The sequence below is a fragment of the Roseburia lenta genome, assembly GCF_014287435.1.
GTDB classification, from domain to species: domain Bacteria; phylum Bacillota; class Clostridia; order Lachnospirales; family Lachnospiraceae; genus Pararoseburia; species Pararoseburia lenta.
The window spans coordinates 93,098-118,405 of sequence record NZ_JACOPG010000005.1 but is presented as its reverse complement, the minus strand read 5'-3'; the positions used below and the strand labels follow the sequence as shown (position 1 = coordinate 118,405).

Annotated in this window: 25 protein-coding genes and 1 tRNA gene; 3 read left to right on the top strand and 23 right to left on the bottom strand. The window is 45.9% G+C overall.

The genetic code is table 11. The features are described 5' to 3' along the window. Positions 1-18: 18 nt before the first annotated feature. The 4 genes from H8R94_RS11925 to pcrA all read right to left on the bottom strand — a co-directional run bounded on the left by H8R94_RS11925 (position 19) and on the right by pcrA (position 4,376). Positions 19-249: a 23S rRNA methyltransferase gene (locus H8R94_RS11925; RefSeq protein ID WP_186854749.1), complete on the bottom strand. Its 231-nt coding sequence runs from the start codon at positions 247-249 to the stop codon at positions 19-21. Positions 250-285: 36 nt separating this feature from the next. Further along, positions 286-1,752 carry a 23S rRNA (uracil(1939)-C(5))-methyltransferase RlmD gene (rlmD, locus tag H8R94_RS11920; protein ID WP_186854748.1) on the bottom strand — a complete coding sequence of 489 codons (1,467 nt, stop codon included), beginning with the start codon at positions 1,750-1,752 and terminating at the stop codon, positions 286-288. Between the two features lie 4 nt (positions 1,753-1,756). Then, a complete protein-coding gene (locus tag H8R94_RS11915) occupies positions 1,757-2,053 on the bottom strand; it encodes a hypothetical protein (RefSeq protein WP_118281863.1) in 297 nt (98 codons plus the stop codon). A gap of 85 nt (positions 2,054-2,138) precedes the next feature. Beyond that, complete coding sequence (gene pcrA, locus H8R94_RS11910; RefSeq protein ID WP_186854747.1) at positions 2,139-4,376, bottom strand: DNA helicase PcrA; 2,238 nt, start codon at positions 4,374-4,376, stop codon at positions 2,139-2,141. A 289-nt stretch (positions 4,377-4,665) separates the two neighbouring features. On the opposite strand from pcrA, the gene H8R94_RS11905 reads away from it, so the two are divergent. Continuing rightward, positions 4,666-5,508, top strand: a complete 843-nt coding sequence (locus H8R94_RS11905; RefSeq protein WP_158573070.1) for a lipase family protein — start codon at positions 4,666-4,668, stop codon at positions 5,506-5,508. Positions 5,509-5,587: 79 nt separating this feature from the next. On the opposite strand, the gene H8R94_RS11900 is transcribed toward H8R94_RS11905, so the two are convergent. The 4 genes from H8R94_RS11900 to asnS all read right to left on the bottom strand — a co-directional run bounded on the left by H8R94_RS11900 (position 5,588) and on the right by asnS (position 9,005). Next, the gene (locus H8R94_RS11900) at positions 5,588-6,223 is read right to left on the bottom strand and encodes a DUF1836 domain-containing protein (RefSeq protein ID WP_118281860.1); all 636 of its coding nucleotides are present in this window, start codon (positions 6,221-6,223) and stop codon (positions 5,588-5,590) included. Positions 6,224-6,226: 3 nt separating this feature from the next. Further along, positions 6,227-6,523 (bottom strand): YerC/YecD family TrpR-related protein, encoded by a 297-nt coding sequence (locus H8R94_RS11895; protein WP_118281859.1) that lies wholly within the window; start codon positions 6,521-6,523, stop codon positions 6,227-6,229. A gap of 18 nt (positions 6,524-6,541) precedes the next feature. Continuing rightward, positions 6,542-7,552, bottom strand: a complete 1,011-nt coding sequence (asnA, locus tag H8R94_RS11890; RefSeq protein WP_118281858.1) for an aspartate--ammonia ligase — start codon at positions 7,550-7,552, stop codon at positions 6,542-6,544. 70 nt (positions 7,553-7,622) lie between these two features. After that, entirely contained in the window at positions 7,623-9,005 is a 1,383-nt protein-coding gene (gene asnS, locus H8R94_RS11885) for an asparagine--tRNA ligase (RefSeq protein WP_118535938.1), read from the bottom strand. A gap of 137 nt (positions 9,006-9,142) precedes the next feature. On the opposite strand from asnS, the gene H8R94_RS11880 reads away from it, so the two are divergent. Further along, positions 9,143-10,372 (top strand): DUF4317 domain-containing protein, encoded by a 1,230-nt coding sequence (locus H8R94_RS11880; RefSeq protein ID WP_186854746.1) that lies wholly within the window; start codon positions 9,143-9,145, stop codon positions 10,370-10,372. Here the strand turns inward: H8R94_RS11880 and larC are convergent. From larC to H8R94_RS11865, 3 genes are all read right to left on the bottom strand, one after another. Then, complete coding sequence (gene larC / locus H8R94_RS11875; RefSeq protein ID WP_186854745.1) at positions 10,369-11,178, bottom strand: nickel pincer cofactor biosynthesis protein LarC; 810 nt, start codon at positions 11,176-11,178, stop codon at positions 10,369-10,371. The two genes, H8R94_RS11880 and larC, sit on opposite strands and share 4 nt — an antisense overlap. Before the next feature lie 22 nt (positions 11,179-11,200). After that, positions 11,201-11,941 carry a nickel pincer cofactor biosynthesis protein LarB gene (gene larB / locus H8R94_RS11870; protein WP_118281854.1) on the bottom strand — a complete coding sequence of 247 codons (741 nt, stop codon included), beginning with the start codon at positions 11,939-11,941 and terminating at the stop codon, positions 11,201-11,203. Positions 11,942-12,008: 67 nt separating this feature from the next. Continuing rightward, complete coding sequence (locus tag H8R94_RS11865) at positions 12,009-13,556, bottom strand: ASKHA domain-containing protein (RefSeq protein ID WP_186854744.1); 1,548 nt, start codon at positions 13,554-13,556, stop codon at positions 12,009-12,011. A 149-nt stretch (positions 13,557-13,705) separates the two neighbouring features. Here H8R94_RS11865 and H8R94_RS11860 point away from each other — a divergent pair. Beyond that, positions 13,706-13,778 (top strand) — tRNA-Thr (locus H8R94_RS11860). Between the two features lie 51 nt (positions 13,779-13,829). Here the strand turns inward: H8R94_RS11860 and H8R94_RS12235 are convergent. From H8R94_RS12235 to H8R94_RS11800, 12 genes are all read right to left on the bottom strand, one after another. Next, on the bottom strand, positions 13,830-14,516 hold the full coding sequence (locus H8R94_RS12235; RefSeq protein ID WP_186854743.1) for a lytic transglycosylase domain-containing protein: 687 nt from the start codon (positions 14,514-14,516) through the stop codon (positions 13,830-13,832). Between the two features lie 81 nt (positions 14,517-14,597). Continuing rightward, the gene (locus tag H8R94_RS11850) at positions 14,598-14,807 is read right to left on the bottom strand and encodes a hypothetical protein (protein ID WP_118281851.1); all 210 of its coding nucleotides are present in this window, start codon (positions 14,805-14,807) and stop codon (positions 14,598-14,600) included. A 15-nt stretch (positions 14,808-14,822) separates the two neighbouring features. Continuing rightward, a complete protein-coding gene (gene efp, locus H8R94_RS11845; protein WP_118281850.1) occupies positions 14,823-15,380 on the bottom strand; it encodes an elongation factor P in 558 nt (185 codons plus the stop codon). A 91-nt stretch (positions 15,381-15,471) separates the two neighbouring features. Further along, positions 15,472-17,241 carry a methyl-accepting chemotaxis protein gene (locus tag H8R94_RS11840; protein WP_186854742.1) on the bottom strand — a complete coding sequence of 590 codons (1,770 nt, stop codon included), beginning with the start codon at positions 17,239-17,241 and terminating at the stop codon, positions 15,472-15,474. 147 nt (positions 17,242-17,388) lie between these two features. After that, entirely contained in the window at positions 17,389-19,686 is a 2,298-nt protein-coding gene (locus H8R94_RS11835; protein ID WP_186854741.1) for a GGDEF and EAL domain-containing protein, read from the bottom strand. Between the two features lie 13 nt (positions 19,687-19,699). Continuing rightward, a complete protein-coding gene (gene rpiB, locus H8R94_RS11830) occupies positions 19,700-20,143 on the bottom strand; it encodes a ribose 5-phosphate isomerase B (RefSeq protein WP_186854740.1) in 444 nt (147 codons plus the stop codon). Between the two features lie 26 nt (positions 20,144-20,169). Continuing rightward, on the bottom strand, positions 20,170-20,709 hold the full coding sequence (locus H8R94_RS11825) for an isochorismatase family protein (protein ID WP_178010261.1): 540 nt from the start codon (positions 20,707-20,709) through the stop codon (positions 20,170-20,172). Between the two features lie 172 nt (positions 20,710-20,881). After that, a complete protein-coding gene (locus H8R94_RS11820) occupies positions 20,882-21,277 on the bottom strand; it encodes a hypothetical protein (RefSeq protein ID WP_186854739.1) in 396 nt (131 codons plus the stop codon). A gap of 84 nt (positions 21,278-21,361) precedes the next feature. Further along, complete coding sequence (gene nrdR / locus H8R94_RS11815) at positions 21,362-21,814, bottom strand: transcriptional regulator NrdR (protein ID WP_118281844.1); 453 nt, start codon at positions 21,812-21,814, stop codon at positions 21,362-21,364. 112 nt (positions 21,815-21,926) lie between these two features. Next, the gene (locus H8R94_RS11810) at positions 21,927-22,181 is read right to left on the bottom strand and encodes a YlmC/YmxH family sporulation protein (RefSeq protein ID WP_118281843.1); all 255 of its coding nucleotides are present in this window, start codon (positions 22,179-22,181) and stop codon (positions 21,927-21,929) included. Positions 22,182-22,249: 68 nt separating this feature from the next. Beyond that, on the bottom strand, positions 22,250-23,347 hold the full coding sequence (gene ychF / locus H8R94_RS11805) for a redox-regulated ATPase YchF (protein WP_118281842.1): 1,098 nt from the start codon (positions 23,345-23,347) through the stop codon (positions 22,250-22,252). Positions 23,348-23,734: 387 nt separating this feature from the next. Beyond that, on the bottom strand, positions 23,735-25,225 hold the full coding sequence (locus H8R94_RS11800; RefSeq protein WP_186854738.1) for a methyl-accepting chemotaxis protein: 1,491 nt from the start codon (positions 25,223-25,225) through the stop codon (positions 23,735-23,737). Between the last annotated feature and the right edge of the window lie 83 nt (positions 25,226-25,308).

The window sequence follows — 25,308 nt, the reverse complement described above, 5'->3', positions numbered from 1 at the left end:
TCAATAGCATTTGTACTCCTATATCATCTGAAAATGTCTCAAAGCATCCTCAATTGCCTTCTCCTTCTCAGCCGGGCACTTTGGCTGCCTAGCATCTTCACTCTTCGGAAGATTGAAATTCTCCCTCATATCAAGTCCATGCTTTGCCTTTACCTGCGCAATATACAGACTTGATACCTTGTATCCGGTCTGTTCCTTCACATAGTCCTTAATCGCTTCGTATGTGGCTCCCTTCTTAAATCTGGACATATCCATATCTGCGAGAGACATTTCAACCTTTACTTTCTAAGAGTCGATTATACCCTTGGAAAGCAAGACTACCGTCTCCACATGCGGCGTGCCGGCAAACATGTCGCAACAGCAGATCCGCTTGACCTGATATCCGCTCGCCTGTAAGACTTCCAAATCTCTTGCGAGGCTGGTCGGCTTGCAGGAAATATAGATCATGGATTCCACGCCATAGGCAATGATCTTGTCCAGTGCCTTGGGATGGATACCATCTCTTGGGGGATCAAGCACAATGTAATCCGGTTTCTCCTCGATCTCATCGATCACCTTTAAGACATCCCCTGCAATAAAATCACAGTTTGTCAGACCATTTTCCAGAGCATTTTTCTTTGCTGCCTCAACGGCCTCCTCCACAATTTCAACACCGATCACATGCCCTGACACTGGTGCCAAAATCTGGGCAATCGTTCCTGTGCCAGAGTAGAGATCATAAACGGTCTTTCCTTCCAGAATATCTGCGTTTTCTGCAGTAATAAAATCTCGCGCCGTCTCGTATAATTTTTCAGCCCCAAGTGAATTTGTCTGAAAAAATGAAAACGGTGTAATACGGAAACGAAGCCCCAACAACTCCTCATAAAAATATGCCTGTCCAAACAATACCCTTGTTCCCTGATCCTCTACTACATCCGCAGGGCGATCGTTACGTGTATGTAATACGCCTGTAAGTTTTCCATCATAGGAAACTTCCTGTAAGCGCTTGCTCCATCCCTGTAAAAGTTCTGACTCAAGTGCCTCTAACGCATCTGCCTGCACCTCTGTTGCCGGTTCTGTTGCATCCTTCTGCAAAAAACGTGCATCCGAACTTGTCACAAGATCCACTAAAATCTCTCCTGTTTTTGCCGCCTTGCGCACCAAAAGATGACGCAGATAACCTTCATGGCGCATCTTGTGATAGTAATTGGCTCCTCGTTCCTGAAAATATGCCAGTGTCTCCATCAGTACACAACGCATATCTTCATCGATGATCTGACAACCATCCACGGTCACAATATCATAAAAACTACCACGCTTATGCATCCCCAGTGAAAGCGGTCCGTTAAAATAAGCATCGCCAAAAGAGAATTCCATCTTATTACGATACGCAAACTGATTTGGGCTCGGTATCACACCTTCAAATAAGTCATCAAAACTGTTCTCCGGCAAAACAGGTTCTAATAAACGCTTAATCTGTCTGCCTTTTAATGCAACTTGTTCTTCGTAAGGAAGCGTCTGATAAGAACATCCTCCACATTTGTCGAAATGTTTGCAAGCAGGTACATCCATCTCCAATGGTGATTTTTTGACAACTTCTAACAGTCTTCCTTCCGCTTTTCCTTTTCTTGTTTTCTTTATTACACAAAGAATGCGTTGTCCCTCAAGCACATTCTTGACGGTGATCAGATCACCGTCATCCGTCTGCACGATTCCCTTATTGGGGAAATCCACCCGAGTAACAACGCCTTCTACCTGTTGACCTTTTTTCACTCTATTACTCTTCCTCTAAATCCTCTACATCTTCTTCTGCATCATCTTCAAAAAGATCTTCATCGTCATCCCAATCATCAAAATCATCCATGAATTCATCTTCATAGTCCTTCTTGAAATAACGATAGATCGCATAGGCAACCCCAGCCACTGCGGCGATCACACCAACCACACAGGCAACCTTTTTCCAGTTGATGGTATGCTTTTCTTTTACCACGATCTCCTTGTCCTTAAGACCATTGATCATGTTTGTCAACTTTGTCATATCGATCAATTCCATTACATCTTCTTTTTTCATCATAAGGCTTCTCCTCCTGCTATGAATGTGTCAACTATATTTGCTCATAGTATAGCATTTATTCTGCCCAATTACCACAGAAAAACACTTACACTTTTTGTAATTTTGCAAAGGATGCAAACATTTTTTTACGTCCTGCTCCGTCAAACTCGACCGTCACCTCAAAATCACGACCGCCATCGTTGATCTGTACTACGGTTCCCTCGCCAAATTTGACATGTTTCACGCGGTCTCCCTCGCCATAATCCAGCGAATTTTTCTGGATCTTTGTGCCAAAATCCTTGGCTGCCTGATAGGTCTGCGCCGCCAGCGGTGTTTTTTTCATATTGCACATTTTTTGCCGGTTGCTCATCGGGCGCTCACTAAAGAAATCATCCTTTGGCTTTGGTTCCCAGGTATTTCCCTGGATCAAATCTTCCGGGATTTCCTTTACAAATCGCGAAATGCCATGATACTGCGTTTCGCCACGCATCATACGCATCCGCGCCCCGGTAATGGTCAGACGCTCCTTTGCTCTGGTGATACCCACATAACAAAGCCGTCTTTCCTCCTCGATCTCCTCGTCGCTATTATCCGCCGTGATGCTCATATAGGACGGGAAAAGACCATCCTCCATGCCGGAAAGATAGACATTCGGGAACTCCAATCCCTTGGCACTGTGCAGTGTCATAAGGACCACATAAGATCCGTCGTCATCCAGAGAGTCGATATCCGCAACCAGAGCCACTTCCTCTAAAAATCCACTCAGGGTCGGCTCATCTGTCTCCTGCTCATAGGAAACCACCTTGGTGATCAATTCGTCGATATTTTCGATACGCGCCTGTGCCTCGTCCGTGCCTTCCACTTTCAGTTCCTCGACATAGCCGGTCTCTGTTATGATCTCCTGTAAAAGTGCTGACAGCCCCTCATTGGCACACACCTTACGGAAGTGATGGATCAGATCTACAAAAGGTGCGATCTTTCCTGCGGCACGTCCTAAAGTCGGGATCTCCTCCGCCCGCTCAAGCGCCTCAAAAAGATTGAGTCCCATCCGATAGGCATAATCGCTCGCCTTGCCGATGCTGGTCGCCCCAATGCCACGCTTTGGCACATTGATGATACGCTGGACTGCCAGATCATCCTGCGCATTATCGACCACCTTCATATAACTCAAAAGATCCTTGACCTCGCGTCTGGCATAGAAATTAACCCCGCCAACGATCTTGTAAGGGATGCCCGACATGATGAGTTTTTCTTCCAGCATACGGGACTGCCCATTGGTACGATAGAGGATCGCACAATCCCCATACTGGTATTCACTGCGGCGCACGCGAGCTGCAATATCTCTCGCGATAAAATCTGCTTCCTCATAAGCACTGTCAAACTGCTGGAAATAGATCTTTTCTCCATCCCCGGACTCTGTCCAGAGCCGCTTTTCTTTACGCCCCCGATTGTTGGCGATCACGCCGTTTGCCGCATTTAAGATATTTGCTGTCGACCGATAATTCTGCTCCAGTTTGATGACAGTCGCATTGGGATAATGTTTTTCAAAATTTAAAATATTGTAAATATTTGCCCCACGGAACTTGTAAATGGACTGGTCATCATCACCGACAACGCAGAGATTTTCCCTGCCGGATGCCAAAAGCCGCACCAACTCAAACTGCGCCGTATTGGTATCCTGGTATTCATCCACCATAATATATTGAAACTTTTCCTGATAAAAATTGCGCACTTCTGTGTCAAATTTCAAAAGTTCCACCGTCTTCATGATCAGATCATCAAAATCCATGGCATTGTTTGCCTTTAGTCTCGCCTGATATTCACGATAAACCTGTGCCTGTCTGGTCTTATTGAAATCGCCGATTGCATTTTGTGCAAATTCCTCCGGTGAGATCAATTCATTCTTGGCAGAAGAAATGACATTCAAAAATGTTTTTTCCTTATACATCTTCGTGTCGATCTCCAGACGTTTGCATATATCCTTCATCAGGGTCTTGGAATCATCCGTATCATAAATGGTAAATGAATTATCATAGCCAAGACGATCCGCGAACCGACGTAGGATCCGTACACAAGAAGAATGGAAAGTCGATACCCAGATACTCTCCGATCCCATGCCGATCATGGAATCAATACGCTCACGCATCTCGCCCGCTGCCTTGTTGGTAAAAGTGATCGCCATAATATGATATGGTGCGACACCTTTTTCCTCGATCAGATATGCCACACGGTGGGTCAAAACTCTGGTCTTGCCCGAGCCAGCACCTGCTAAAATTAGCACCGGTCCTTCTGTAGTAAAAACGCCCAGTTTCTGCTGTTCATTTAACGAATCGTATGTATTCATGCCATTTCTCCTATAATAATTTTTTGCAACACCTGTTGCAAAGTTTCCGATTTCCCTTGATTTTTCAACATTCTTTAGCATTATACCATAAGTCAGCCCCAGATTCACTCCCCACTTTTTTACCATCATTTTTTATAAATTAGGATTTCAAATTTTGGTGACTTTTTTGTCGATAAACCTGTTGTTGCAAAAGAGTTTCCATTCTACAATATGTGTATAGGGTTTTTATTGAAACATGATCGCCGTCCGTAAGTCAGCGATCATCACATTTCATGTAAGGGGGTTAATCATGAAAAGATTTACAAAAGTCAGACGTATTCTGGCACTGTCACTCGTTCTTGCCATGGCATTCGGCGGCACGGTATTCGCTTCCGATTCCAACACGGCTCTCGTTAATGCCACCTATCAGCAGTTGGCATCCCGTGGTACTTACACCTACACCAATGCATCCGAACTTTCCCGTTTCGTGCAGTTGGGTTATGCATGTAACCAGCCACAGCATCAGGGACCTTTCTCCATCACACAGGGCACTTTGACAACAAAGAAATGGTTTGGCAAAAAGTCATCCAAGGCAGTCTATGTCATCGCCTTATCCGGTACGGATACTGATGTCAAAAATCAGTCCACCGGTTACTGGACAGATCTTCTGGTCGGCTTTGAGCAGGACAACAAATACATCCAGAATGTCAGAAACGCTATCGTTTCCAACGTTCCAAAGGGGTCCAACCTTGTCGTTACCGGACACAGTTTAGGCGGTATGGTCGCACAGCAGGTTGCTGCGGACAGCACCATCAAAAAGAACTACAATGTCTTAAACACCGTGACCTTTGGTTCTCCTTTGATCAACGGTTTCCAGAGAGAAGGCACCGTAAAACGTCTGGGTGACACATCCGATCCGGTACCATATCTCAGTTTGACGACCTTTACCAATATCGTTTGGCAGTCTGCCGGACTCAATAAGGAGAGCGGCAACTACGGCACCAACCTGCTTGGTGCACATTGCGAAAGTTACAATCGTGCCGATGTCTGGGGCGCATATGACGTAACAGGCACCAAGAACGGTGGGGCTACACTGACACTGAATATGGCAACGACCCGTTTCTATTATTCACCGGTTACCGTCAATAATTAGTCACTATTTTTAACCTAAGATATGTATGATAAAATAAGCCCGGAGGTCATATGACCTCCGGGCTTATGCATTGCCTGATTTATGATTTATCCTTTTTCTCCTTCGCCTGATCGGCTGCCGCTTTTCTCTGCTGACTGTTAAAATCGATCAAAGTCTCGATCATCATCTTTTTGATATAGACATCAAAACTCAGCATACAGATAAAACCAAAGTTACGCAAGAACTCCTGATCTTCCTCCGGCGCATCGGAAAAAGCATTTTGCATGGCATTATATTTGGCGATCACATCCTTGATCAATGCCTTGGACTGTCCATTGCCCTGCGCCACCAGTTCTTCGTACAATTCATAAAAAGACAGTTCTGACTCCGTGCCAAAGTATTTGTCTGTGATCGGCTCCAAGAGGGTCTGGATATCCTTGATCGACAGAAAACTCTTGAGATAGTAAATCAGGATCAGCGTCAACACATGATCCTTGGAATACTTCTTCTTGTCCGGTGACGGCAAGACATGATTCTTGGTGTAATTGTTGATCATGGTCTTGGTCAGGATCTTTTCATCCTCATCACGCTTTAAGGACGACAACTGCGACTCGATAAAGGTCGTGACCTGATCGACATATAGATCGATGTTGGGTATGTCTTCCGGGTGCACATAATCAAGTTCTGAGAACTGCTTCAATATCAAATTCAGCGATTTTCGCATTTCTGACTGCATCTTTTACTCTCCTGCTTCTTCCAGACGGCGCAACACCATATCGTAACCGTCATTGCCATAATTGAGGGCACGGTTCACGCGGCTGATCGTCGCTGTAGATGCCCCTGTCTGCTCAGCAATGTCCAGATAGGTCTTTTCCTGACGAAGCATTGCCGCAACAGAAAAACGCTGGCACAAAGATACCATTTCATTGACCGTACATAAATCCTCAAAGAACTGATATGCTTCTTCCTTGTCTTTCAAAAGAAGGATACCTTCCAAAAGGCGGTCCATCTCTTCACTGCGAATTTTTTTGCTCATAGTCTTTCCCCATGCTTTCTATAAAATAATAACACCTCTGCTCTTGGCATAATCGATATCTTCCTGTGGCCATACAGATACCTGTACCTCACCGATGTGTGCCTTGCGCAGGAAGAACATACAGATACGGGACTGTCCGATACCTCCACCAATGGTATAAGGCAGTTTTTTCTCGTATACGGCTTTCTGGAAAGGCAATTCCAGGCGCTCTTTGCAGCCAGCCAATTCCAACTGGCTGACTAGCGAATCCTCATCCACACGGATACCCATAGAGGATAATTCCAGTGCAATATCCGTCATCGGATAGTAGACCAGAATGTCGCCGTTTAAGGACCAGTCATCATAATCCGGCGCACGTCCATCATGCTTTTCCCCGGATGCCAGTTTGCCACCGATCTGTGAGATAAAGACCGCACCATGCAGTTTGCAGATCTTGTACTCTCTCTCCTTTGGCGTATTGTCCGGATACATATCCTCCAGTTCCTGCGAAGTGATAAAGAAGATCTGTTCCGGCAAAATGCATTCTATGTAATCATATTTGTTTGCCATGTACTTTTCCGTCACGCGGAGAGCATCATATACAGACTTAACAACGCTTTGCAAAGTTTGTACATTGCGCTGGTCTTTGGTGATGATCTTTTCCCAATCCCACTGATCGACATAGATGGAATGGATATTGTCGGTATCCTCATCACGACGGATGGCGTTCATATCCGTATATAAGCCTTCCCCTACAGAAAAGCCATAACGCCCCAGTGCCATTCTCTTCCATTTTGCCAAAGAATGTACGACCTCGACCTCGCGGTCATCCTGCTCCTTGATACCAAAGGCAACCGGACGCTCCACACCATTTAAGTTGTCATTCAGACCGGATTCCGGTGTGACAAAAAGCGGCGCAGATACACGATGCAGGTTGAGTTCTGCCGTGATCTGTCTCTGAAAGAAATCCTTGACCTCTTTGATGGCGATCTGTGTCTCTTTTAAATTCAGAGCCGGCACATAATCCTCCGGGATATACATTTTGCTCATTTCTATCTTCCTTCCCTTCCACAATTCAAACTGTGCACACGCTTTCGCATATGCACAGTCACTGCCAAAATTATAGATCGCAGTTTCCTACGGTTCTTGGGAACGGGATCACGTCACGGATGTTGCCCATTCCGGTCAGATACATAACGCATCTCTCAAATCCAAGACCAAATCCGGCATGACGTGCGGATCCATACTTACGAAGATCCAGATAGAACTCATAATCTTCTTCCTTCAGACCACACTCAGCCATACGGTTCTTTAAGACCTCATAATCATCTTCTCTCTGGCTGCCGCCGATGATCTCGCCGATACCCGGTACCAGACAATCCATGGCAGCAACAGTCTTGCCGTCCTCATTTAATTTCATATAAAAGGCCTTGATCTCCTTTGGATAATCGGTCACAAAGACCGGACGCTTAAAGATCTTTTCGGTCAGATAGCGTTCATGCTCTGTCTGCAAGTCGCATCCCCAATATACCTTATAGTCAAATTCATCGTTGTGCTTTTCCAATTCTGTGATCGCATCTGTATAAGTGATGCGTCCAAAATCAGAATTAACCACATGCTCCAGACGCTCGATCAGTCCCTTGTCAACGAACTGGTTGAAGAAAGCCATCTCTTCCGGTGCATGCTCCAGCACATAAGAGATCACATATTTTAACATGCTCTCAGCAAGCATCATATCGTCTGTCAGATCTGCAAAAGCGATCTCCGGCTCGATCATCCAGAACTCTGCTGCATGACGGGTCGTGTTGGAATTCTCCGCTCTGAAAGTCGGTCCAAAAGTATAGATATTCTTAAATGCCATGGCATAAGTCTCACCATTTAACTGTCCACTCACAGTAAGGTTGGTCGGCTTACCAAAGAAATCCTGTGAATAATCCACCTTGCCATCCTTAGTCGGCACATTGCTTAGATCCATAGTGGTGACCTGGAACATCTCGCCTGCGCCCTCACAGTCACTACCGGTAATGAGTGGTGTGTGCACATAGACAAAATCTCTCTCCTGGAAAAACTTGTGGATAGCATATGCTGTCAGAGAACGCACACGAAAAACTGCCTGAAAAGTATTGGTTCTCGGGCGTAAATGGCTGATAGTTCTCAAATACTCAAAAGAATGACGCTTTTTCTGCAATGGATAATCCGGTGTAGACTCGCCCTCGATCACGACTTCATCGGCATGGATCTCAAATGGCTGCTTCATCTCCGGTGTAACCTTGACCTGACCAGTCACGATCACGGCTGCACCTACATTCAACTTGCAGATGGTCTCAAAGTTGTCTAATTTATCTGCGTAAACCACCTGCACAGGCTCAAAGAAAGTACCGTCATTTACGACCATGAATCCAAATGTCTTTGAATCACGGATACTGCGAACCCATCCTCCAATGGTGACGACCTTGCCATCATAATCTTTGTAGTTATGATGTAAATCTCTAATGTTGATCATTTTCCTAATTCCTCCAAAATCTATCGTACAAAACTATTCCTTATTTTACCTCACTAAAGTGTGAAAATCAAGGTGTTGCACGACTTCTTTTTTTCGATATAATAAGAAGTGCTCACAAATTTGGAAAGGAATGCATTATGAATAAAAAAGAAGTTGCAGAGATCAAACGTCGGTTAAAAAAAGAAAGTTGCACCATTCAGCACATGTGCGGCTGCTATGTCGATGCTGAAAAGAATAAATTAGTCACCTTTTCCCAGAAATTCTTAAATCTGGAGGAGGACGAGTTCTACAAATACTTGGAGATCGCCGGAAAAGCACTCTCCGGTACCCTTGGAAACAATCTTTTGGAACTCGAGTTTCCGATCGATGAGGAAGCCGTTGGCGGCAGGCAGCAGATCCTGATGGCTCTGCGTGCCAGTAAGTTAGAGGATGATGCCCTGCTCGACACCTATTATGATCTTATTATTGATTCTTATGATTATGTCGGCAATTATCTCATCACCTTATATTATGATGTCTATGATGTTCCTCTCAAGGGAACGGATGAACTGGCAATGGACGAGTCGGACGAAGTCTACGAATACCTGCTTTGCTGTATCTGTCCGGTCGCTCTGTCAAAGCCGGGGCTGGGCTATTTGGAAGGCGAGCACCGCATCGGTGCCAGAATCCGGGACTGGGTTGTTGGTCCTACGGATACCGCTTTTCTTTTTCCAGCCTTTAACGGACGTGCCACAGATATCCACTCTACCTTAGTTTATACCAAAAATGCCAAGGAACCGCATGCGGAATTCTGGGCAAACGGACTTGGCTGCGGGACAAAACGCACTGCGACCCAGAAGCGCGATGCCTTTGAAAACATGGTCGTACAGACCTTGGGGCCGGATGACGAAGAGACCAAGGACACCGTCCTTGATGTGCAGCAAAATCTGAATGATTTTATCTTAGTAGAAAAAGAAAAAGTCGATAAGGATGAACCGATCCTTCTGGATGGGGAGATGATCACAGAGATCCTGACCGATGCCGGCATTTCCGAGCCAAAGGCAGAAAAGATCACGGCTTCCTATGAGTCTTTCTTTGAGGACACCCTGCCGGACGCGCAGGAACTCTTGGACGCCAAGGCGATCAAGAACAACGAAGTCCGCGTTGAGAAAAAACAATTACAGGAAAAAGTCGTAGATCTTACCAAGAAATTAGAAGATGCCGGTGTCATCACATCTGACGGCACCGATATTGATGTTGTCGTAAAGGTCACACCGGAGAAAGTCGAAGAAATACATACGGCTTTCGTCGATGGCAAGCGCTGCCTCGTCATTCCTATGAAAGAGGACGAGGAAGCCAAGATCAACGGCGAGACCATGAGTTTTTAATCATCCAACAAAAATACCCGCAGGAAGCCGGCTGTCTCATAGACACGCTTTCCTGCGCCAAGACCAACAGCCTCTATCTGACAGGATGCAGGCAGTTGGTCTTTTGTTTTTACGGCTGCTGCTATGGCTGCCCCTGTCGGCGTGACCAGTTCTCCTGCCACTTGTGTCATGTGCAGACGAAGTCCTCCGGCTGCCGCAATATTGACAACTGCCGGAACCGGGATCGGTAAGATCCCATGCTGACAGCGTACCGTGCCGCAGCCCTCCGTGATCTCTTTTACGATGCAGTCCTTCACTGCGTATTTCCGGCATAAAGCGTCAAAGCAAATGGCAAAGGCTGCAATATCCACGATGGAGTCCACAGCCCCCACTTCATGAAAATGCACCTGGTTACGCGCGATGCCATGTGCTTTTGCCTCCGCATCTGTCAAAATATCTAAAATGCGGTGGGCGGTCTCTTTTGCACCTGTCGTCATGGCAGATGCATCAAAGATGGCTGCGATCTCTTTAGGTCCGCGGTGCGTATGGTGTTCATGGGCAGTGTTTTTTTCCTGCAGATGTCCATACAGATATGCCATGTCGTGATCGTGGGTATCCAGATCTTTTGGCAGAATTACATCAAAATCGCAGGTATCCAAGCCCGACTTTTTGACCCGGCTGATCCTGATCTCATATGCTTCCGTGATTGGAAGCGTCGCAAGTGTCTCTTGCAGTTGTGCCTCCGGTGCACCCAGATCTAGCAGTGCCGCCACTGCCATATCCCCGCTGATACCACTTGCGCACTCAAAATATAACTGCTTTCCCATTCTATGTCTCCTTTTTTCTGTCCTATTTTGCCAAATGATTGATCTGGTTAGCAATATAGCCTGCCCCATATCCATTATCAATATTGACGACCGCGATCCCGTTGGCACAGGAGGTCATCATAGTAAGCAGTGCCGACAGCCCTTCCATACAGGCACCATAACCGACCGAGGTCGGCACGGCAATGACCGGCTTGTCTACAAGTCCGCCCAAAACGCTGGCAAGCGCCCCTTCCATGCCCGCTACCGCGATCACACAATTTGCTGACTGTATGAGATCCAACTGGGAAAATAATCTGTGGATGCCGCTGACTCCGACATCATAGATACGCTCGACATGGGAACCGAAATATTCTGCCGTCTGCGCCGCTTCCTCCGCTACCGGGATATCTGCCGTCCCCGCTGTGCATACCGCTATGCTGCCAATGTGCGTTTTGTCCTCTTTTTCAATCTTTATGATGTGAGACTTGTCATCATAGGAAACCTGAGGAAACTTTTCCCGGATCAGGGCATACTGGTGCTCATTTGCCCGCGTACCAAAGACTTCGCCATCTGCTTCATACAAGTGTGAAAAAATGGAAAGCAGATGATCGTCTGCCTTCCCCTGACAAAAGATCACTTCCGCACAGCCCGACCGTACTTTCCGGTGCATATCCAACTTCGCATAGCCCAGTTCCTCGTAAGGCTGCCTGCGCAGCAGGTGATCTGCCTGATCCAAAGTGATCTGTTCCTTCTGTAGTTGTTCAAGAATTTCTCTGGTATCCATCTTCGGTCCCACCTTGTCGTCTATTTTACATCCTATGCTCTGCCAAAGTTACCGCACCTATTGTGCCTCATGCCTTAAACTCTGTCAATGCCATATGCGAAATGTAGGCATCCGCAAAGTCCGGCATATCCGCAAGCATAAGAACCTGCATTTTCTCCGTGATTTCCTTTAATTTATCCTTTTCTAAAATCTGCTCCTGTCCGGTCTTTTTCAGATAGGAAACTGCCCCCTGTAAAGAAGTATTCCCTCCGGCTTTTGCCACCGGCAAAAAACTTTTTTCCACCAGACCGGTCTCTACCGCTGCGCGCACATTTAAAAAGGTACCCATGCCGCCTGCCAGATATACCTTTTTTACCTGCCAAGCCTCCATACCAGCCGCTTTTAACAGGGTCTTCTGCCCCACGGCGATCGCCGCTTTTGCCATCTGAAACTGCCGGATGTCTTCCTGTGTCAAAGAGATCTTTTCCTGACTGCCCGGCGTATTTAGGGCAAATCCATCCTCCGGGCTATCCGCCGCAAAGGTGCCGTTTTCGTCCACGATCCCCCCTTTTTTCATGCCGCTGACCGCCTCCAAAATCCCGCTGCCACAGATACCGATCGCCGGGAGGCCGCCGATCGTCCTGGTATGCGAGTTGCGTCCGGCGATCATAACGCTGCTGATTGCCCCCGGAATACTGGCACAGCCGCAGGAAATATTCCCGCCCTCAAATGCCGGTCCAGCCGCAGCCGCCGTGGCAAAATACTCCTCTCCCGTCCAAAGGACCATCTCTCCGTTGGTTCCGAAATCCAAAAGCATCCATGGCTCGTCAGCATCCATATGCTCCCGGATCCCATAGATACCGGATATGATGTCTCCTCCGACAAAAGCGGATGCCCCCGGCAGGATCGTTACCGCGATCCCCTTTTGCACAAAATCTTCCTGTTTGATGCTAACCGGTTGAAAAGGAGCCACGCCCAAGGTCTGACAGGAATAGCCCCGCAGCAGATGGCACATGGTCGTATTGCCGGCAATGACGATATGCCGGATATCAGACACTTGTATCCGGTTTTTGCAAAGGTCTTTGATCCCCTGCGTCAGATCCGATTCTGCGTACCGGCGCAGGTCATCCCCATGTCCCTCATTTGCACTCTGGATACGGGACAAGACATCCGCTCCGTAGATCCGCTGGGAATTCATGCGGCTTAGGCATGACTCGACCTGTCCTGTAGCAAGATCGACCAGGGAAAAGCCGATCGTAGTCGTACCCAGGTCAATAGCAATGCCATAGGCAGCCTTTGTTGGCACCCCCTGATCTGTTTTTTCATCCTGTGGATAAAGACCAGCGACCTGTATGCCGGCTTCTTTTTGACAGACCAGATCCTCTGCCACTTCTATCTCTATATCATCTGTCACCTGCATCTGACAGGCAAGACGCCAGCCCTGCTCTAATGCCTCTTTTGAAAAAAATGCCCGGTCGGCCCCTGTAACAGGCACATGCCCGGAAATGACGCGCACCGCACATTTTCCGCATCTGCCGATTCCGCCACAGACATAATCCAGACTCAGTCCCTGCTCCTGCAAGGCATCTCTGATTGTTTTGTTTTTTCCTACGCCTGCACTGATCCCGATCCGCATATCTTTCCTCCAAGACTTTCTTTTTGTATCTTATCATTCTATGCCAGCCTGCGCAATTCCCCCAACTAAAAAGGTCAAAACATTATTGCAAAAAGTCTCTTGACACGCTCATGGCTTTATAGTATATTATACAGGTCGGTAAACGACAAGCTGGCGTGGCACAGGTGGTAGCGCACCTCATTGGTAGTGAGGAGGTCACGAGTTCAACTCTCGTCGCTAGCTTTAAAAAAAGACATCAGTTGATCTGATGTCTTTTTTCTATATGCTATTTCTTTAGGCTTCTAATTTATCTAAGATCAGTTGATTGGTCAGACTGAGCATCTGCCGGTAAATATTCTGCCTTTCATCTGCGGACAGCCCTTCCGTATCTGTAGCACTTGCCTGTGCACTGCTGGTCTGTGACGGAATGTCGACTCCATTCTGATAATAACCAAGCACTTTTGAAACATAATTCTGTGTCTCGGCAAAAGGTGGAATACCGCCATATTTTGCTACATTCCCACTGCCGGCATTGTATGCGGCAAGCGCAAGTGATACGTCCCCGTCATAGCGGGAAAGCAACTGACCGATATATTTTGCACCGCCCATGATGTTTTGATATGGATCATAGGCATCCGATACGCCAAGCCCCTGCGCAGTGGCAGGCATGAGCTGCATAATGCCCATAGCGCCACTGGAACTCGTGGCATCTGCTGTAAAATTGGATTCCTGCTTGGCTATGGCAGTCAAAAGATTGACATCCACGCCATAGGTATCGGCTGCTTCTTCAAAAATGCTCATCAGATCTGTCGGTACCGTAAGACTTGTCCCGGCAAAAGTCGCGTTTGTCTCTGTCTGACTATCATTTAAGGCTTGGGTTGCACTGGTCAGGGAATCGGAAAATTCCTCAAGGCTGGTAACCGGAGTCATATTTTCTACATAGGTGGTCGTGCCATCCCCGTTTATGATAGATATCTTCATTGGTAACTCCTTTGGGTCTGTAATGTATATCAAACAGGATGTATCTCTCGATACATCCTGTCTTCGTCCTGTAATATGAGTCTACGCCTGCAGATCTTCCAAGCGCTCCACGATCAGATCTAAAGTCTCGCTCGGAATCGTGCCATCTGCGTAAGCATCCTCAATACATGATTCACTGGCTAAAAGTGCTGAAACATTCAGCCAAGTTCCTTGTTGAAATACATCATCAAAAATGCCAAACACCCTGCGGTCCTGTAACATTTGTGAAAAAGGTAATTTCTTGAAATCCATACGTCTAGTCTCTACTTATACTCTTGATAAGTATTCCCCTGTTCTGGTGTCGATCTTGATCACATCGTTCTGCTCAACGAACAAAGGTACATAAACAGTTGCTCCTGTCTCAACGGTAGCAGGCTTTGTAGCACCTGTTGCTGTGTCTCCCTTGAATCCCGGTTCTGTCTCTGTGATCTCAAGTTCTACGAAAAGTGGTGGTTCTACTGCAAATACGCTTCCCTTGTGAGAGCATACCTTAACCATTTCATTTTCCTTAACGAACTTTAATGCATCACCGATATCATCTGTGCTGAGCGCGATCTGCTCATAATTCTCTACGTCCATGAAGTAGTAGAGATCTCCATCATTGTAAAGATACTGCATATCCTTACGATCGATGTGTGCCTGTGGACACTTCTCTGTCGGACGGAATGTCTTTTCTACAACACCACCGTTTTTGATATTCTTTAACTTTGTACGAACAAATGCCGCACCCTTACCAGGCTTAACATGTTGAAATTCGATGATCTGGTAAACGTTGCCTTCCAATTCGATGGTAACGCCATTTCTAAAATCGCCAGCTGAAATCATTCTTTCTTCCTCCTTAATACTCTATGGACCCGAGCCCACTTATGCTCTATATTTTAATATATCTTGCCACATATTTCAAGTATTAGTACGATCAGACGTTGATAAAGCGGTTTGTCTGGGTCGAAAGTTCGGAAATAATGTTATTACTTTCGTCGATCTCCTTCATGATGGTATCCATCTCGCCTACCAACTGTGATGTATTTTCTGCCGCGTTGGTCACGCCCTCTGCGCCCTGTTCTACCGCGGTGGATACATCATTTACGTTTTCTACGACCTCATCCATGGTCTGGCGCAAATGATCGACGGACTCCGTAAAGGATGTCATCACTTCATTGATATAATCAGCATCTGCGCGATATTTATGACCGGACTCTACGAATCCGTCATAATCTTTCAAGATATTTTCATTAATATAGGTAACAATATTTTCAGAGTTCTTTGCCAGATCTCCTACCGCTGCAACAACCTTAGCATTGATCTGCTGGATGTTGCCCGCCGTTTCTCTGCTGCTGTCTGCCAAGACACGGATCTCATCTGCGACAACCGCAAAGCCCTTGCCTGCCTCTCCGGCTCTTGCCGCCTCGATGGAAGCATTGAGTGCCAAAAGATTGGTCTGGGAAGAAATGTTTAAGATCTCATCCGTCAGCGCATTGACTTCTTCTACGCTCCTGCTATTCTCGATCGCCTGCTGCAAGGTCCCAAGGATCTCCTGGATCATGGCAGAAGTCGTATCCTTGTTGGAAACTGCCGTATCTTCCAACTGTGTCGCACGATCCTGCATCTCGGTCGCATAGGTCAGTATATGTTCGCTCTGTTCGGAAATTCGATCCATGCCCGTTCCCGCCTTTTCCACACGCTCATTGACGTTTGCCAATGTTGCAGAAACTTCCTCCATGGTTGCAGAAAGTTCTTCCATGACGGCAGAAATATCCGTCGCATTGCCATTGACGGACGTCACGCTGTCAGTCACTGCCGCAAAGGTAGAATTCAAATGTACGGAAGAGTCGCGGATCTTGGCGATCACATTCTGCAATGCCTCGATAAAAGTATTGACGCCCTCGACCAGACTACCGATCTCGTCCTTCTGGTTGACTGAAATTCGCTTGGTCAGATCGGCTGCTGCATTGTTGACCTCATCCACCATATCGCCAAGTTCCTTGGAAGATTTCTTGACCGGTGTCACGATCAGTCGCACGCTGATCAATACAACAATAATAAAGATCAGTACCGTAAAGGCGATCGAACCGGCGATCACTATATTAGACAGGATCTTTGCCTGCTTCAAGGCTGCCTTCGCCTCTTTTTCATCCGCCTGTATCATCTTCTCCAGTTCCGAAATATCAGATAAAATACCCGTATTGTATCCACTCTCTGCCGCCAATACTTCTTCCGGGATCTCTGTGCCATAAACAGCATTCTGCATCTGCGCCTGCTGATAGTCATACATACCCTTTAACTTCTCATGCAGATCCAAAACCGTTTCTTTTTCCTTGCTAGCATTTGCGTATTTTTTGAATACTTCGATGTTTTTGACCATACGTCCATAGGCCTGATCGAGTGCATCTGAGTATCCACCTATGGTCTGTTCGCTCGGCTCATGAATTACATTTGAGGTATAACTCTGCATCTTTGTGTAATCCGTATCTAACGCACCTGCTGCATCCACACAGGATACAATCTGCTCCGAAATCATCATTCCCTGATTATACAGATTTTGTACTGCCATGCGCAGCCCCGAAACGGTAACCAGTGTCACCAATGCCATTGCCGCAACCGGTGTAACGATCTTTGCCATCATTCCCGACATTTTTTTCTTGTTATTCTTTGTCGTATTTTTTGTATCCTTTGACCTCTTTTCCATCTCTCATGCCTCCATAAGTTTCCTATCTTAATATTTTCCGTGCCAAGTTTACCATAATTGCTTTTTCTTCATATATAAAAAATAGCGAAAATTATCAAAATTTCGATAACTTTTCGTCCACATACGATATTTTTCTTTTCATAACTCTCAGATACGATATTTTTTCTCGAACTGGTCTACCGGCATCGGGCGGCAGAAATAATATCCCTGGAAATGCTGACATCCCATCTGCGCCAATGCTTCCACCTGTTCCTCTGTCTCAACACCCTCTGTGATCACATCCATATGTAACTGCCCGATCAGGCGGATCAGCGCCGATAAGATCGACCAGCTCCGGTCGACATTGACCGTTTCCTGTAAAAATTCCATGTCGATCTTGATCACATCCGCCTTGATATCCTTTAAGATATTCAAAGAAGAATAGCCACTGCCGAAATCGTCGATCTCGATCTCAAATCCATACGCCTGCAATCTTTCCAGCATATATCTGTGATTTTCCATTTCCGTCACAAAAAGCGTTTCCGTGATCTCTAGTTTTAACTTGTGTGGGTCGAGATCATATTTTTCGACCAGACGGGTAAAGACATCATAAACATCCAGATAATATTGATCCTGCACGGAAATATTGACCGAAAGATACAGATCATCCCGTCCCTGATCCCGCCAGATTGCCAACTGTCTGGCGGCTAAATCCCATACATAAAGGTCTAACTTGTGTACCAGACCTGCCGACTCTAAGACCGGTATAAATTCATCCGGTGCGATCAGTCCCTTGATCGGATGGATCCATCTGGCAAGTGCCTCTGCCCCAAGCAGACTGCCGTCTCTTCTCGTCTGTGCCTGTAGATAGATCCGGATCTGCCCCAGTTCCAATGCCTGCTCAAATTCATTGATGATCAGGTTCTTCTCCAGTTTTTTTTGCAAAAGGGCATCATCGAAATATGCCACACGCCTTGCATAATCTCCCTTGATCGTGTTGATCGCCAGATTACATTTATCCACCATGACAAAAACAGGCTCTGTCACATCCGTTATCTCATAAACGCCCATATAGATCTGCAAGTGGAAGTATTCGTTTGCAAAGGTGTCGACCAGACGATCCATGACATCTAAGAAAAGTTCTTCCGTAAAACGCTCTTTGGGCATACAAAAGGCAAACTGATCTTCGTTCAGACGGCAATAAAGATCATCTTCCTTGGCACGCTCCCGGAAAAAGTACGCATGCATCTTGAGGATCTCATCACCGCGCTGGGTTCCCAATATATCATTGATCAATTTGAAATCCTTGATATCGGAAGTGATCATGACGTAAGGCTTGCCCGCCGTGCGCAGGGTCTCTGTCACCCTTTCCTCAAAATACTGCTCGTTATAGATACCTGTCAAAAGGTCATGCGTTGCACGAAAATGTTCTTCCCTGTATTTCTCCGTCTCTTCCGTCCGGTCAATACAGGTAATAAAATAGCCCAAGAATACATCTTCCTCGTCCGTCAGACGCTGTACGGTAAACTCATAATTGAAGGTCTTATCATCTGCCTCAAAATGCTCCATATAGACCTGCTCGCTACATTCCTCTTTCCAATGCCGCTTGAGCCAGCCCTCAAAATACTGCTCTGCAACGCTTAAATCCTCGTCCAGGGCAAGATGCTTGTAGCGGTAGAACATGTCCTTTCCACGCCGATTGACATAGATACATTTTCCACTGATGTCAAAACAGCCTACGCCCATCTCTGCGATCTGTACCGCATTGGCAAGGATCTTGTCACGCATAGCCTGTGGCACATAAAACTCGGTAAAAAAGCAGATGATCAGTGCCGCTGCCCCATAAAAGATCAGGGAAATATCGATTGGCAGATTGAGCGCCAGTCCGATTGCATCACATATGATGATTGCCAGAAAAGACACCAGGATGGATGTATATTTCTTGCGGTACAAACGCGCCGTATGGCGGATCTTTACCATCAACAGAAGCACGATCCAGGCAACCAGTCCATAACAATAAGCCAAATGCACATAAAAAATACCGGAATAACCTGTCGGATAAAAATATGCCCCGTAAGACTTTGAAAAAGCCTCCTTTAAGATAAAGACATGATGCAGCCAAGGATTGAGCAGCATACTAACCGTTTCCAAACCAGCCACGAGGTAACACGGTGTCATCCATTTGACCTGTTTTTCCTCATTGTCCGTGTAAAAATAGACATAGCGGAGCATGAACAAGAGCAGCCAGTCAATGCATGCCAAAAAGACAGAGTGAGAAACCGTAGCGATTGCTTTCTCATCTGTCATGATAAAGATGCCATTGGCTACAACGGCAACAACGACTGCAACAAAAAGTGTAAATATGCTTTTACTGACCCGATCCTGTTTTTCCCGGATCATACCGGCGAATGCTACCACCAGAAGTGTCAGCACAAACAAGATTCCCAGATAAATCATCTTTGGCATAGGCTATATTTCCTTATCTTTTATTCTCGATATCGTGGATCATAGCGATACGCTTTTCATGGCGTCCGCCCTGAAACTCTGCATCTAAATATGTTTTGACAATATCTTTTGCCACTTCGATACCAACGATGCGGGCACCAAAAGCAATGATATTAGCATTGTTGTGTTCTTTTACCAGACGGGCTGTTGTCGTATCGGAACATACTGCTGCACGCACGCCCGGCACCTTATTGGCTGCAATGGAAATCCCAACACCGGTACCGCAAATAAGTACGCCACATTCCACCTGACCGGATACAACAGCGCGTCCCACGGCTTCTCCATATACCGGATAATCGCAACTTTCCTCCTTGGAGATACCAAAGTCTACAACCTCGTGTCCCAATTCCTCCAAGTATGCCTTGATCTCATTTTTCATAGTAACTGCTGCATGATCGTTTCCAATTCCTATTTTCATTTCTTTTCTCCATTCATCATTTCTTTTTATTTTACTAAGGCAGAGATCGTCTTAAATGCAGGATGCTTGGAAGATCCTGCCAATTCGTAAAGGATGGCTTCTGCGCTCGTGATGATCGCACCTTCCTGCTTTGCTCTCTCATAGGCAAATGCCAGATCTCTGTCGCTTCTGCTGGCTACACAGTCTGCCACCAGAATGGTCTGATAGCCTGCTGCCTGCAGATCCATCAAAGATTGTAAGACACAGATATGCGCCTCGATACCGCACAGGATGACATTCTTTTTGCCATGCGGGATGGCCTGTCGGACGCTCTCATTGTCATATACGCTGAAAGTATTCTTGTCGATCGCTTCTGTCACACCCATGGCATCTGTGATCGCCGGGATATTATTGCCCAATCCCTTGGCATACTGTGTGGTAAGGATCATTGGTACTTCCAGTGCCTTCAAGCCGCCCAGTAAGATCTGGCTCTTGCGGAGCAGTTCCTCCTGCCCGCTCATTGCCGGCAAGATCTTTTCCTGATAATCAATGACGATCGCAAATGTATCTTCTGCCTTTATTCTCATCTTCTTATACCTCTTTCTGTTGTTGAAAAATATACCAATTTAATTATAGGCAAATTACCTGTAAAAGACAATGTTTTCCCGCATGAAAAAATGAGTAAAAGGGAATTTTCCATAAAACAAAAAGAGATCCTCATCCACAAATGAGAATCTCTATGTAATCTGTCTTTCTGTCCTAGAGTGAGAAGTCTTCTGCGCCGCGCATAGATGGTGTCTGGGATGCTTCCACTGCCAGATCCTGACCTACAAAGTACTGATACTGATGGATCAATTCATCCTTTTGCATATCAGAGACTGCCTTTGCCACATCCAATGATCGGATATCGCTGTCAGCGCCCTTGAGATCATAGGTTGCCTTCGGCTCGTACTGGCTGGCATAGTCGTATGCTCCAAAGGTCTGTCTGCTTCTGGCTGATGCATCCTGCTGTGTGCCTGCCTCGGCGACCTTGCCGGATACCTTGGTCGTACCATCTATATAAATAGACTGGGATGCGACCGGTACACTCTCGACTTGCTTTATGCTGTTATAATCATAAAATCCAACGGCTGGTCGGATACCTGATATATTCATCTTATACTCCTAATTTCGCTCTCACGAAAACTTCTTGTTCCTTACACAAAATATATCGGATCATGTAAAAAAATCTTAACCCTTTTATTTGTCTAACATTTTCTTTAATTCACTCATAAATGTATTGACATCTTTAAACTCACGGTAAACAGAGGCAAATCTGACATAAGCAACATCATCCAGATCCTTGATCTTATCCATAACGATCTCGCCGATCTCGTCACTCGGGATCTCCTTTTCCTCTCTGGAGAAAATCTCTGTTTCCACTTCATCGATCAGTTTGTTGATGTCGTTGGCAGAAATCGGACGCTTATGGCAGGCTCTGAGCACACCGGCCTCGATCTTGGCACGATCATACTGTTCACGGTTGTTGTCTTTCTTGATCACGATCAAAGGGATCGTCTCTACCTTTTCATAGGTCGTAAAACGCTTGCCACATTCATCACACATACGACGGCGGCGGATAGAATTGTTGTCATCTGCCGGTCTGGAATCAATTACTCTGGTATTCTCACTACTACAAAAAGGACACTTCATGCCTTCCCTCCATTTCTTAGCGAATCCGCTTCGCCTAAACCACAATATATAGATTTATATTACACGGATTTTGTATGAATTGTCAAGCAATTCGCACTATTTTCGACATGTCTTATGGTTTGTGCATGACTTCCTTTTCATTGACATCCACCAGGATCATATCCGAACCGATACGGCAGACCTGGCACCAGGGGATCCAGTATTCACACTCATGTAAAAAGAAGCCGCAGATCTTTCCTTTGGATGGTACGATCAGGGTGCAGATACAGCCTCTTTTTTCATCGATCTCCAGATCCATCACACGTCCCAGGCATTTGGCTGTGCATACATTGATCACATCTTTTGTCTGTAATTCACACAAAAGCATGGCAGTCCACCACAAAATAAGGCTTTCTACAGTATATGTAGAAAGCCTTGATAAGTCACACTTTGAAATTATACATTGAAACGGAAAAGGATCACATCGCCATCCTGTACGACATATTCCTTGCCCTCTACACGCACCAGACCTTTTTCCTTGGCTGCTGCAGTGCTGCCGCAATCTAAAAGATCCTGGAAGTTTACGACCTCAGCCTTGATAAAGCCACGCTCAAAGTCGGTATGGATCTTTCCTGCTGCCTGCGGAGCCTTGGTTCCCTTGGTGATGGTCCATGCACGTGTCTCATCCTCGCCGGAAGTCAGATAAGAGATCAAGCCCAATAAAGAATAACTAGCCTTGATCAGTTTATCCAGACCGGATTCCTTCATGCCGAGTTCCTCTAAGAACATCGCTTTTTCGTCATCATCCAGTTCTGCGATCTCCTGCTCGATCTCCGCACAGATCACAAAGACTTCACTTCCTTCTTTTGCCGCGAACTCACGAACGGCTGCAACACCTGCGTTGTCTGCGCCGTCATTTGCCACCTCATCCTCGGATACATTGGCAGCATAGATGACCGGCTTTGCAGTAAGAAGTCCATACTCCTTGAAGTAGGCTTCCTCATCCTCATCCAGAAGTTCAAAAGTGCGAGCAGAATTACCTGCTTCCATATGCTCTTTCAGACGTTCCTGCATAGCGGCTTCCTTTTGTAAAGACTTGTCCATACGGGCAGCCTTGGAAGTCTTTGCATATCTTCTCTCCAAAATCTCCAAATCGGAGAAAAGAAGTTCCAGATTGATGGTCTCAATATCACGGAGCGGATCAATGCTTCCATCCACATGCACGATATTGGTATCTTCAAAGCAACGTACTACATGTACGATCGCATCACATTCACGGATGTTGGCAAGGAACTGGTTGCCAAGTCCCTCTCCCTTGCTGGCTCCCTTTACAAGACCCGCAATATCGACAAATTCAATAACAGCCGGTGTCACCTTTTTTGATTGGTAAAGATCTGCCAGTTTTTTCAGTCTCTCATCCGGCACACTGACCACGCCCACATTTGGGTCAATCGTTGCGAATGGGTAGTTGGCTGCAAGTGCGCCTGCCTTGGTCAGCGAATTAAATAAAGTAGACTTGCCTACGTTCGGCAGTCCGACGATTCCTAGTTTCATAATTTATATTTCTCCTTTGAAAAGTATTGATTTTATTAAAATCTTTTCCGTTGTCATGCTTCTTAAAAGCCCTGATACAGCAATATCTAGTCTATCACATTTAGGGAGGAATGTACATTTCTTTCTTTTTTTTGGGGGGAGGATATCATTTACGCTACTGCATTAGCATTTATCTGGTCGATAAATTTCTTGATTCCCATCCATACTGTCAGATCAGTAAACATCTCTACCATACACGGTAGGCGGTTAGATTTCCAAGTCCAATTTCGTCATTTTACCAAAAATGACGAAATAAAATTCATAATGACGCAATTGAAAAAAGGACCAACTCTCGCCGGTCCAAATCTTCTTTCACATTCCTAATCTATTAGCCTGTTGTTGCCTCTTTTACAAATATTTATCCAACTGATGTGACACATCCAATACACCTGTCAGTTGATTCTTCGCGCTCTCCGCATTTTCCATATTGGCATTGGAAAGTTCAGCTGCCTGGTTGGAAGATGCGGTCACTTCCTCGGTCGTTGCTGATAGGTTGGTAATGTTATCTACGATCTGATTGTTGGCTTCGGAAAGTCTGCTCAGACGATCATCGATATTTTCGATATGGGTAATCAATTCTGTCACATTATCATTCATCGCCTCAAAACTCTCGGATGCTTCTGTGATCATGACGTCCTGTGCATCCGTTGCGCTAACAGACTGGGAAACCGCATTGGCTGCCCTGGTCGCATTCTCTGTCAGATCATCAGAGATCTTGCTGATCTCTTCTGTCTCCTGCTTGGTACGCTCTGCCAACTGGCGGATCTCATCCGCAACCACAGCAAATCCCCTGCCAGCCTCACCGGCTCTGGCACTCTCAATAGAGGCATTCAATGCCAAAAGATTGGTCTGGGAGGAAATTCCAAGAATAGTATCCGCGATGTTTCGTACTTCTTCCGTCTTGGCCTGCAAGGCTTCCATTGCCTTTGCCACATCCTGATTTGTATTGGAGATTACCTGAGACTGCTCCTTCAAGCGATTCATCACATCCATAGACTGCCGGTTGATCTGACCGGACTGTTTGGCGATCTCTACCATAGTCTCAGAACTTGTCAAAGTATCTTCTATCGACTGCTGGATATTGGCAGTCATGGTCGTCTGTGTCTGGATATTTTCTGCGGTCGACAAGGTACTTTCCGAAATATTCTTCATTGCACCGTTTACGACCTCGGAAGAACCATTGAGGTCATTGACGATATCCATGGCACTTTCCGTACCCTTGCGCACCTCAGTAGCCACGCCAATCACATCGTCAAGCATGGTCTGCATCTTGGCATTCTTTTCATGTACTTCGCCTAAAGTATCTTTATTAAACTGCTCCGCAATGCTGGTAACGCAATAAAGCAATACCAAAAGTACCAGACAGATCACCAGAACAAAGATCTGATTTAAGGCAGAATCCCCCTCAAGATTGATATGCTGTACGATCTTGGCCGTAGTCACGAGCACTTCCATGACTGCATAAGCAATCCCACTGATGAGTGAAAACTTCTTGTCAAAGAAAAGCACGCATCCTACCAAAGGGAAGATTCCAAGCAACTGGATAAATCCCTGTGTAAAGGCAAATCCTGTCACATAGCAGACAACAAGCAAAAATGGCAATGCCATCATTTTTAATTTCTGGGATGTCAAAAACTTTCTGGACAGTAAAAAGATGGCAATACAGGATACCAAAACAATACCGGAAACCATCATGGTCAGCCCCTTAGAGCGGATGCCTACGAAATAGCATGCCCACATAATGATCATTAAGATTGCGTAAAAAATAAGATATCCGGATACCAAAAAGCGATTGGCTCTCTTTAACTGTTCTTCTTGATCTGCATATTTAAATCCCATAAAGCAACAAATCCTTTCCTATATACAAAATGTCCCAAATTTCCATACATTTCTATTGTACGAAAATCTGCGTCATTTTTCCA

What these genes read in the sequence shown, in the direction of transcription:
- H8R94_RS11925 (WP_186854749.1), bottom strand. Translation starts at nt 249, where the DNA reads ATGTCCAGATTTAAGAAGGGAGCCACATACGAAGCGATTAAGGACTAT.
- H8R94_RS11915 (WP_118281863.1), bottom strand. Translation starts at nt 2,053, where the DNA reads ATGATGAAAAAAGAAGATGTAATGGAATTGATCGATATGACAAAGTTG.
- pcrA (WP_186854747.1), bottom strand. Translation starts at nt 4,376, where the DNA reads ATGAATACATACGATTCGTTAAATGAACAGCAGAAACTGGGCGTTTTT.
- H8R94_RS11905 (WP_158573070.1), top strand. Translation starts at nt 4,666, where the DNA reads ATGAAAAGATTTACAAAAGTCAGACGTATTCTGGCACTGTCACTCGTT.
- H8R94_RS11900 (WP_118281860.1), bottom strand. Translation starts at nt 6,223, where the DNA reads ATGCAGTCAGAAATGCGAAAATCGCTGAATTTGATATTGAAGCAGTTC.
- H8R94_RS11895 (WP_118281859.1), bottom strand. Translation starts at nt 6,523, where the DNA reads ATGAGCAAAAAAATTCGCAGTGAAGAGATGGACCGCCTTTTGGAAGGT.
- asnA (WP_118281858.1), bottom strand. Translation starts at nt 7,552, where the DNA reads ATGAGCAAAATGTATATCCCGGAGGATTATGTGCCGGCTCTGAATTTA.
- asnS (WP_118535938.1), bottom strand. Translation starts at nt 9,005, where the DNA reads ATGATCAACATTAGAGATTTACATCATAACTACAAAGATTATGATGGC.
- H8R94_RS11880 (WP_186854746.1), top strand. Translation starts at nt 9,143, where the DNA reads ATGAATAAAAAAGAAGTTGCAGAGATCAAACGTCGGTTAAAAAAAGAA.
- larC (WP_186854745.1), bottom strand. Translation starts at nt 11,178, where the DNA reads ATGGGAAAGCAGTTATATTTTGAGTGCGCAAGTGGTATCAGCGGGGAT.
- larB (WP_118281854.1), bottom strand. Translation starts at nt 11,941, where the DNA reads ATGGATACCAGAGAAATTCTTGAACAACTACAGAAGGAACAGATCACT.
- H8R94_RS11865 (WP_186854744.1), bottom strand. Translation starts at nt 13,556, where the DNA reads ATGCGGATCGGGATCAGTGCAGGCGTAGGAAAAAACAAAACAATCAGA.
- H8R94_RS12235 (WP_186854743.1), bottom strand. Translation starts at nt 14,516, where the DNA reads ATGAAGATATCTATCATAAACGGGGATGGCACGACCACCTATGTAGAA.
- H8R94_RS11850 (WP_118281851.1), bottom strand. Translation starts at nt 14,807, where the DNA reads ATGGATTTCAAGAAATTACCTTTTTCACAAATGTTACAGGACCGCAGG.
- efp (WP_118281850.1), bottom strand. Translation starts at nt 15,380, where the DNA reads ATGATTTCAGCTGGCGATTTTAGAAATGGCGTTACCATCGAATTGGAA.
- H8R94_RS11840 (WP_186854742.1), bottom strand. Translation starts at nt 17,241, where the DNA reads ATGGAAAAGAGGTCAAAGGATACAAAAAATACGACAAAGAATAACAAG.
- H8R94_RS11835 (WP_186854741.1), bottom strand. Translation starts at nt 19,686, where the DNA reads ATGCCAAAGATGATTTATCTGGGAATCTTGTTTGTGCTGACACTTCTG.
- rpiB (WP_186854740.1), bottom strand. Translation starts at nt 20,143, where the DNA reads ATGAAAATAGGAATTGGAAACGATCATGCAGCAGTTACTATGAAAAAT.
- H8R94_RS11825 (WP_178010261.1), bottom strand. Translation starts at nt 20,709, where the DNA reads ATGAGAATAAAGGCAGAAGATACATTTGCGATCGTCATTGATTATCAG.
- H8R94_RS11820 (WP_186854739.1), bottom strand. Translation starts at nt 21,277, where the DNA reads ATGAATATATCAGGTATCCGACCAGCCGTTGGATTTTATGATTATAAC.
- nrdR (WP_118281844.1), bottom strand. Translation starts at nt 21,814, where the DNA reads ATGAAGTGTCCTTTTTGTAGTAGTGAGAATACCAGAGTAATTGATTCC.
- H8R94_RS11810 (WP_118281843.1), bottom strand. Translation starts at nt 22,181, where the DNA reads ATGCTTTTGTGTGAATTACAGACAAAAGATGTGATCAATGTATGCACA.
- ychF (WP_118281842.1), bottom strand. Translation starts at nt 23,347, where the DNA reads ATGAAACTAGGAATCGTCGGACTGCCGAACGTAGGCAAGTCTACTTTA.
- H8R94_RS11800 (WP_186854738.1), bottom strand. Translation starts at nt 25,225, where the DNA reads ATGGGATTTAAATATGCAGATCAAGAAGAACAGTTAAAGAGAGCCAAT.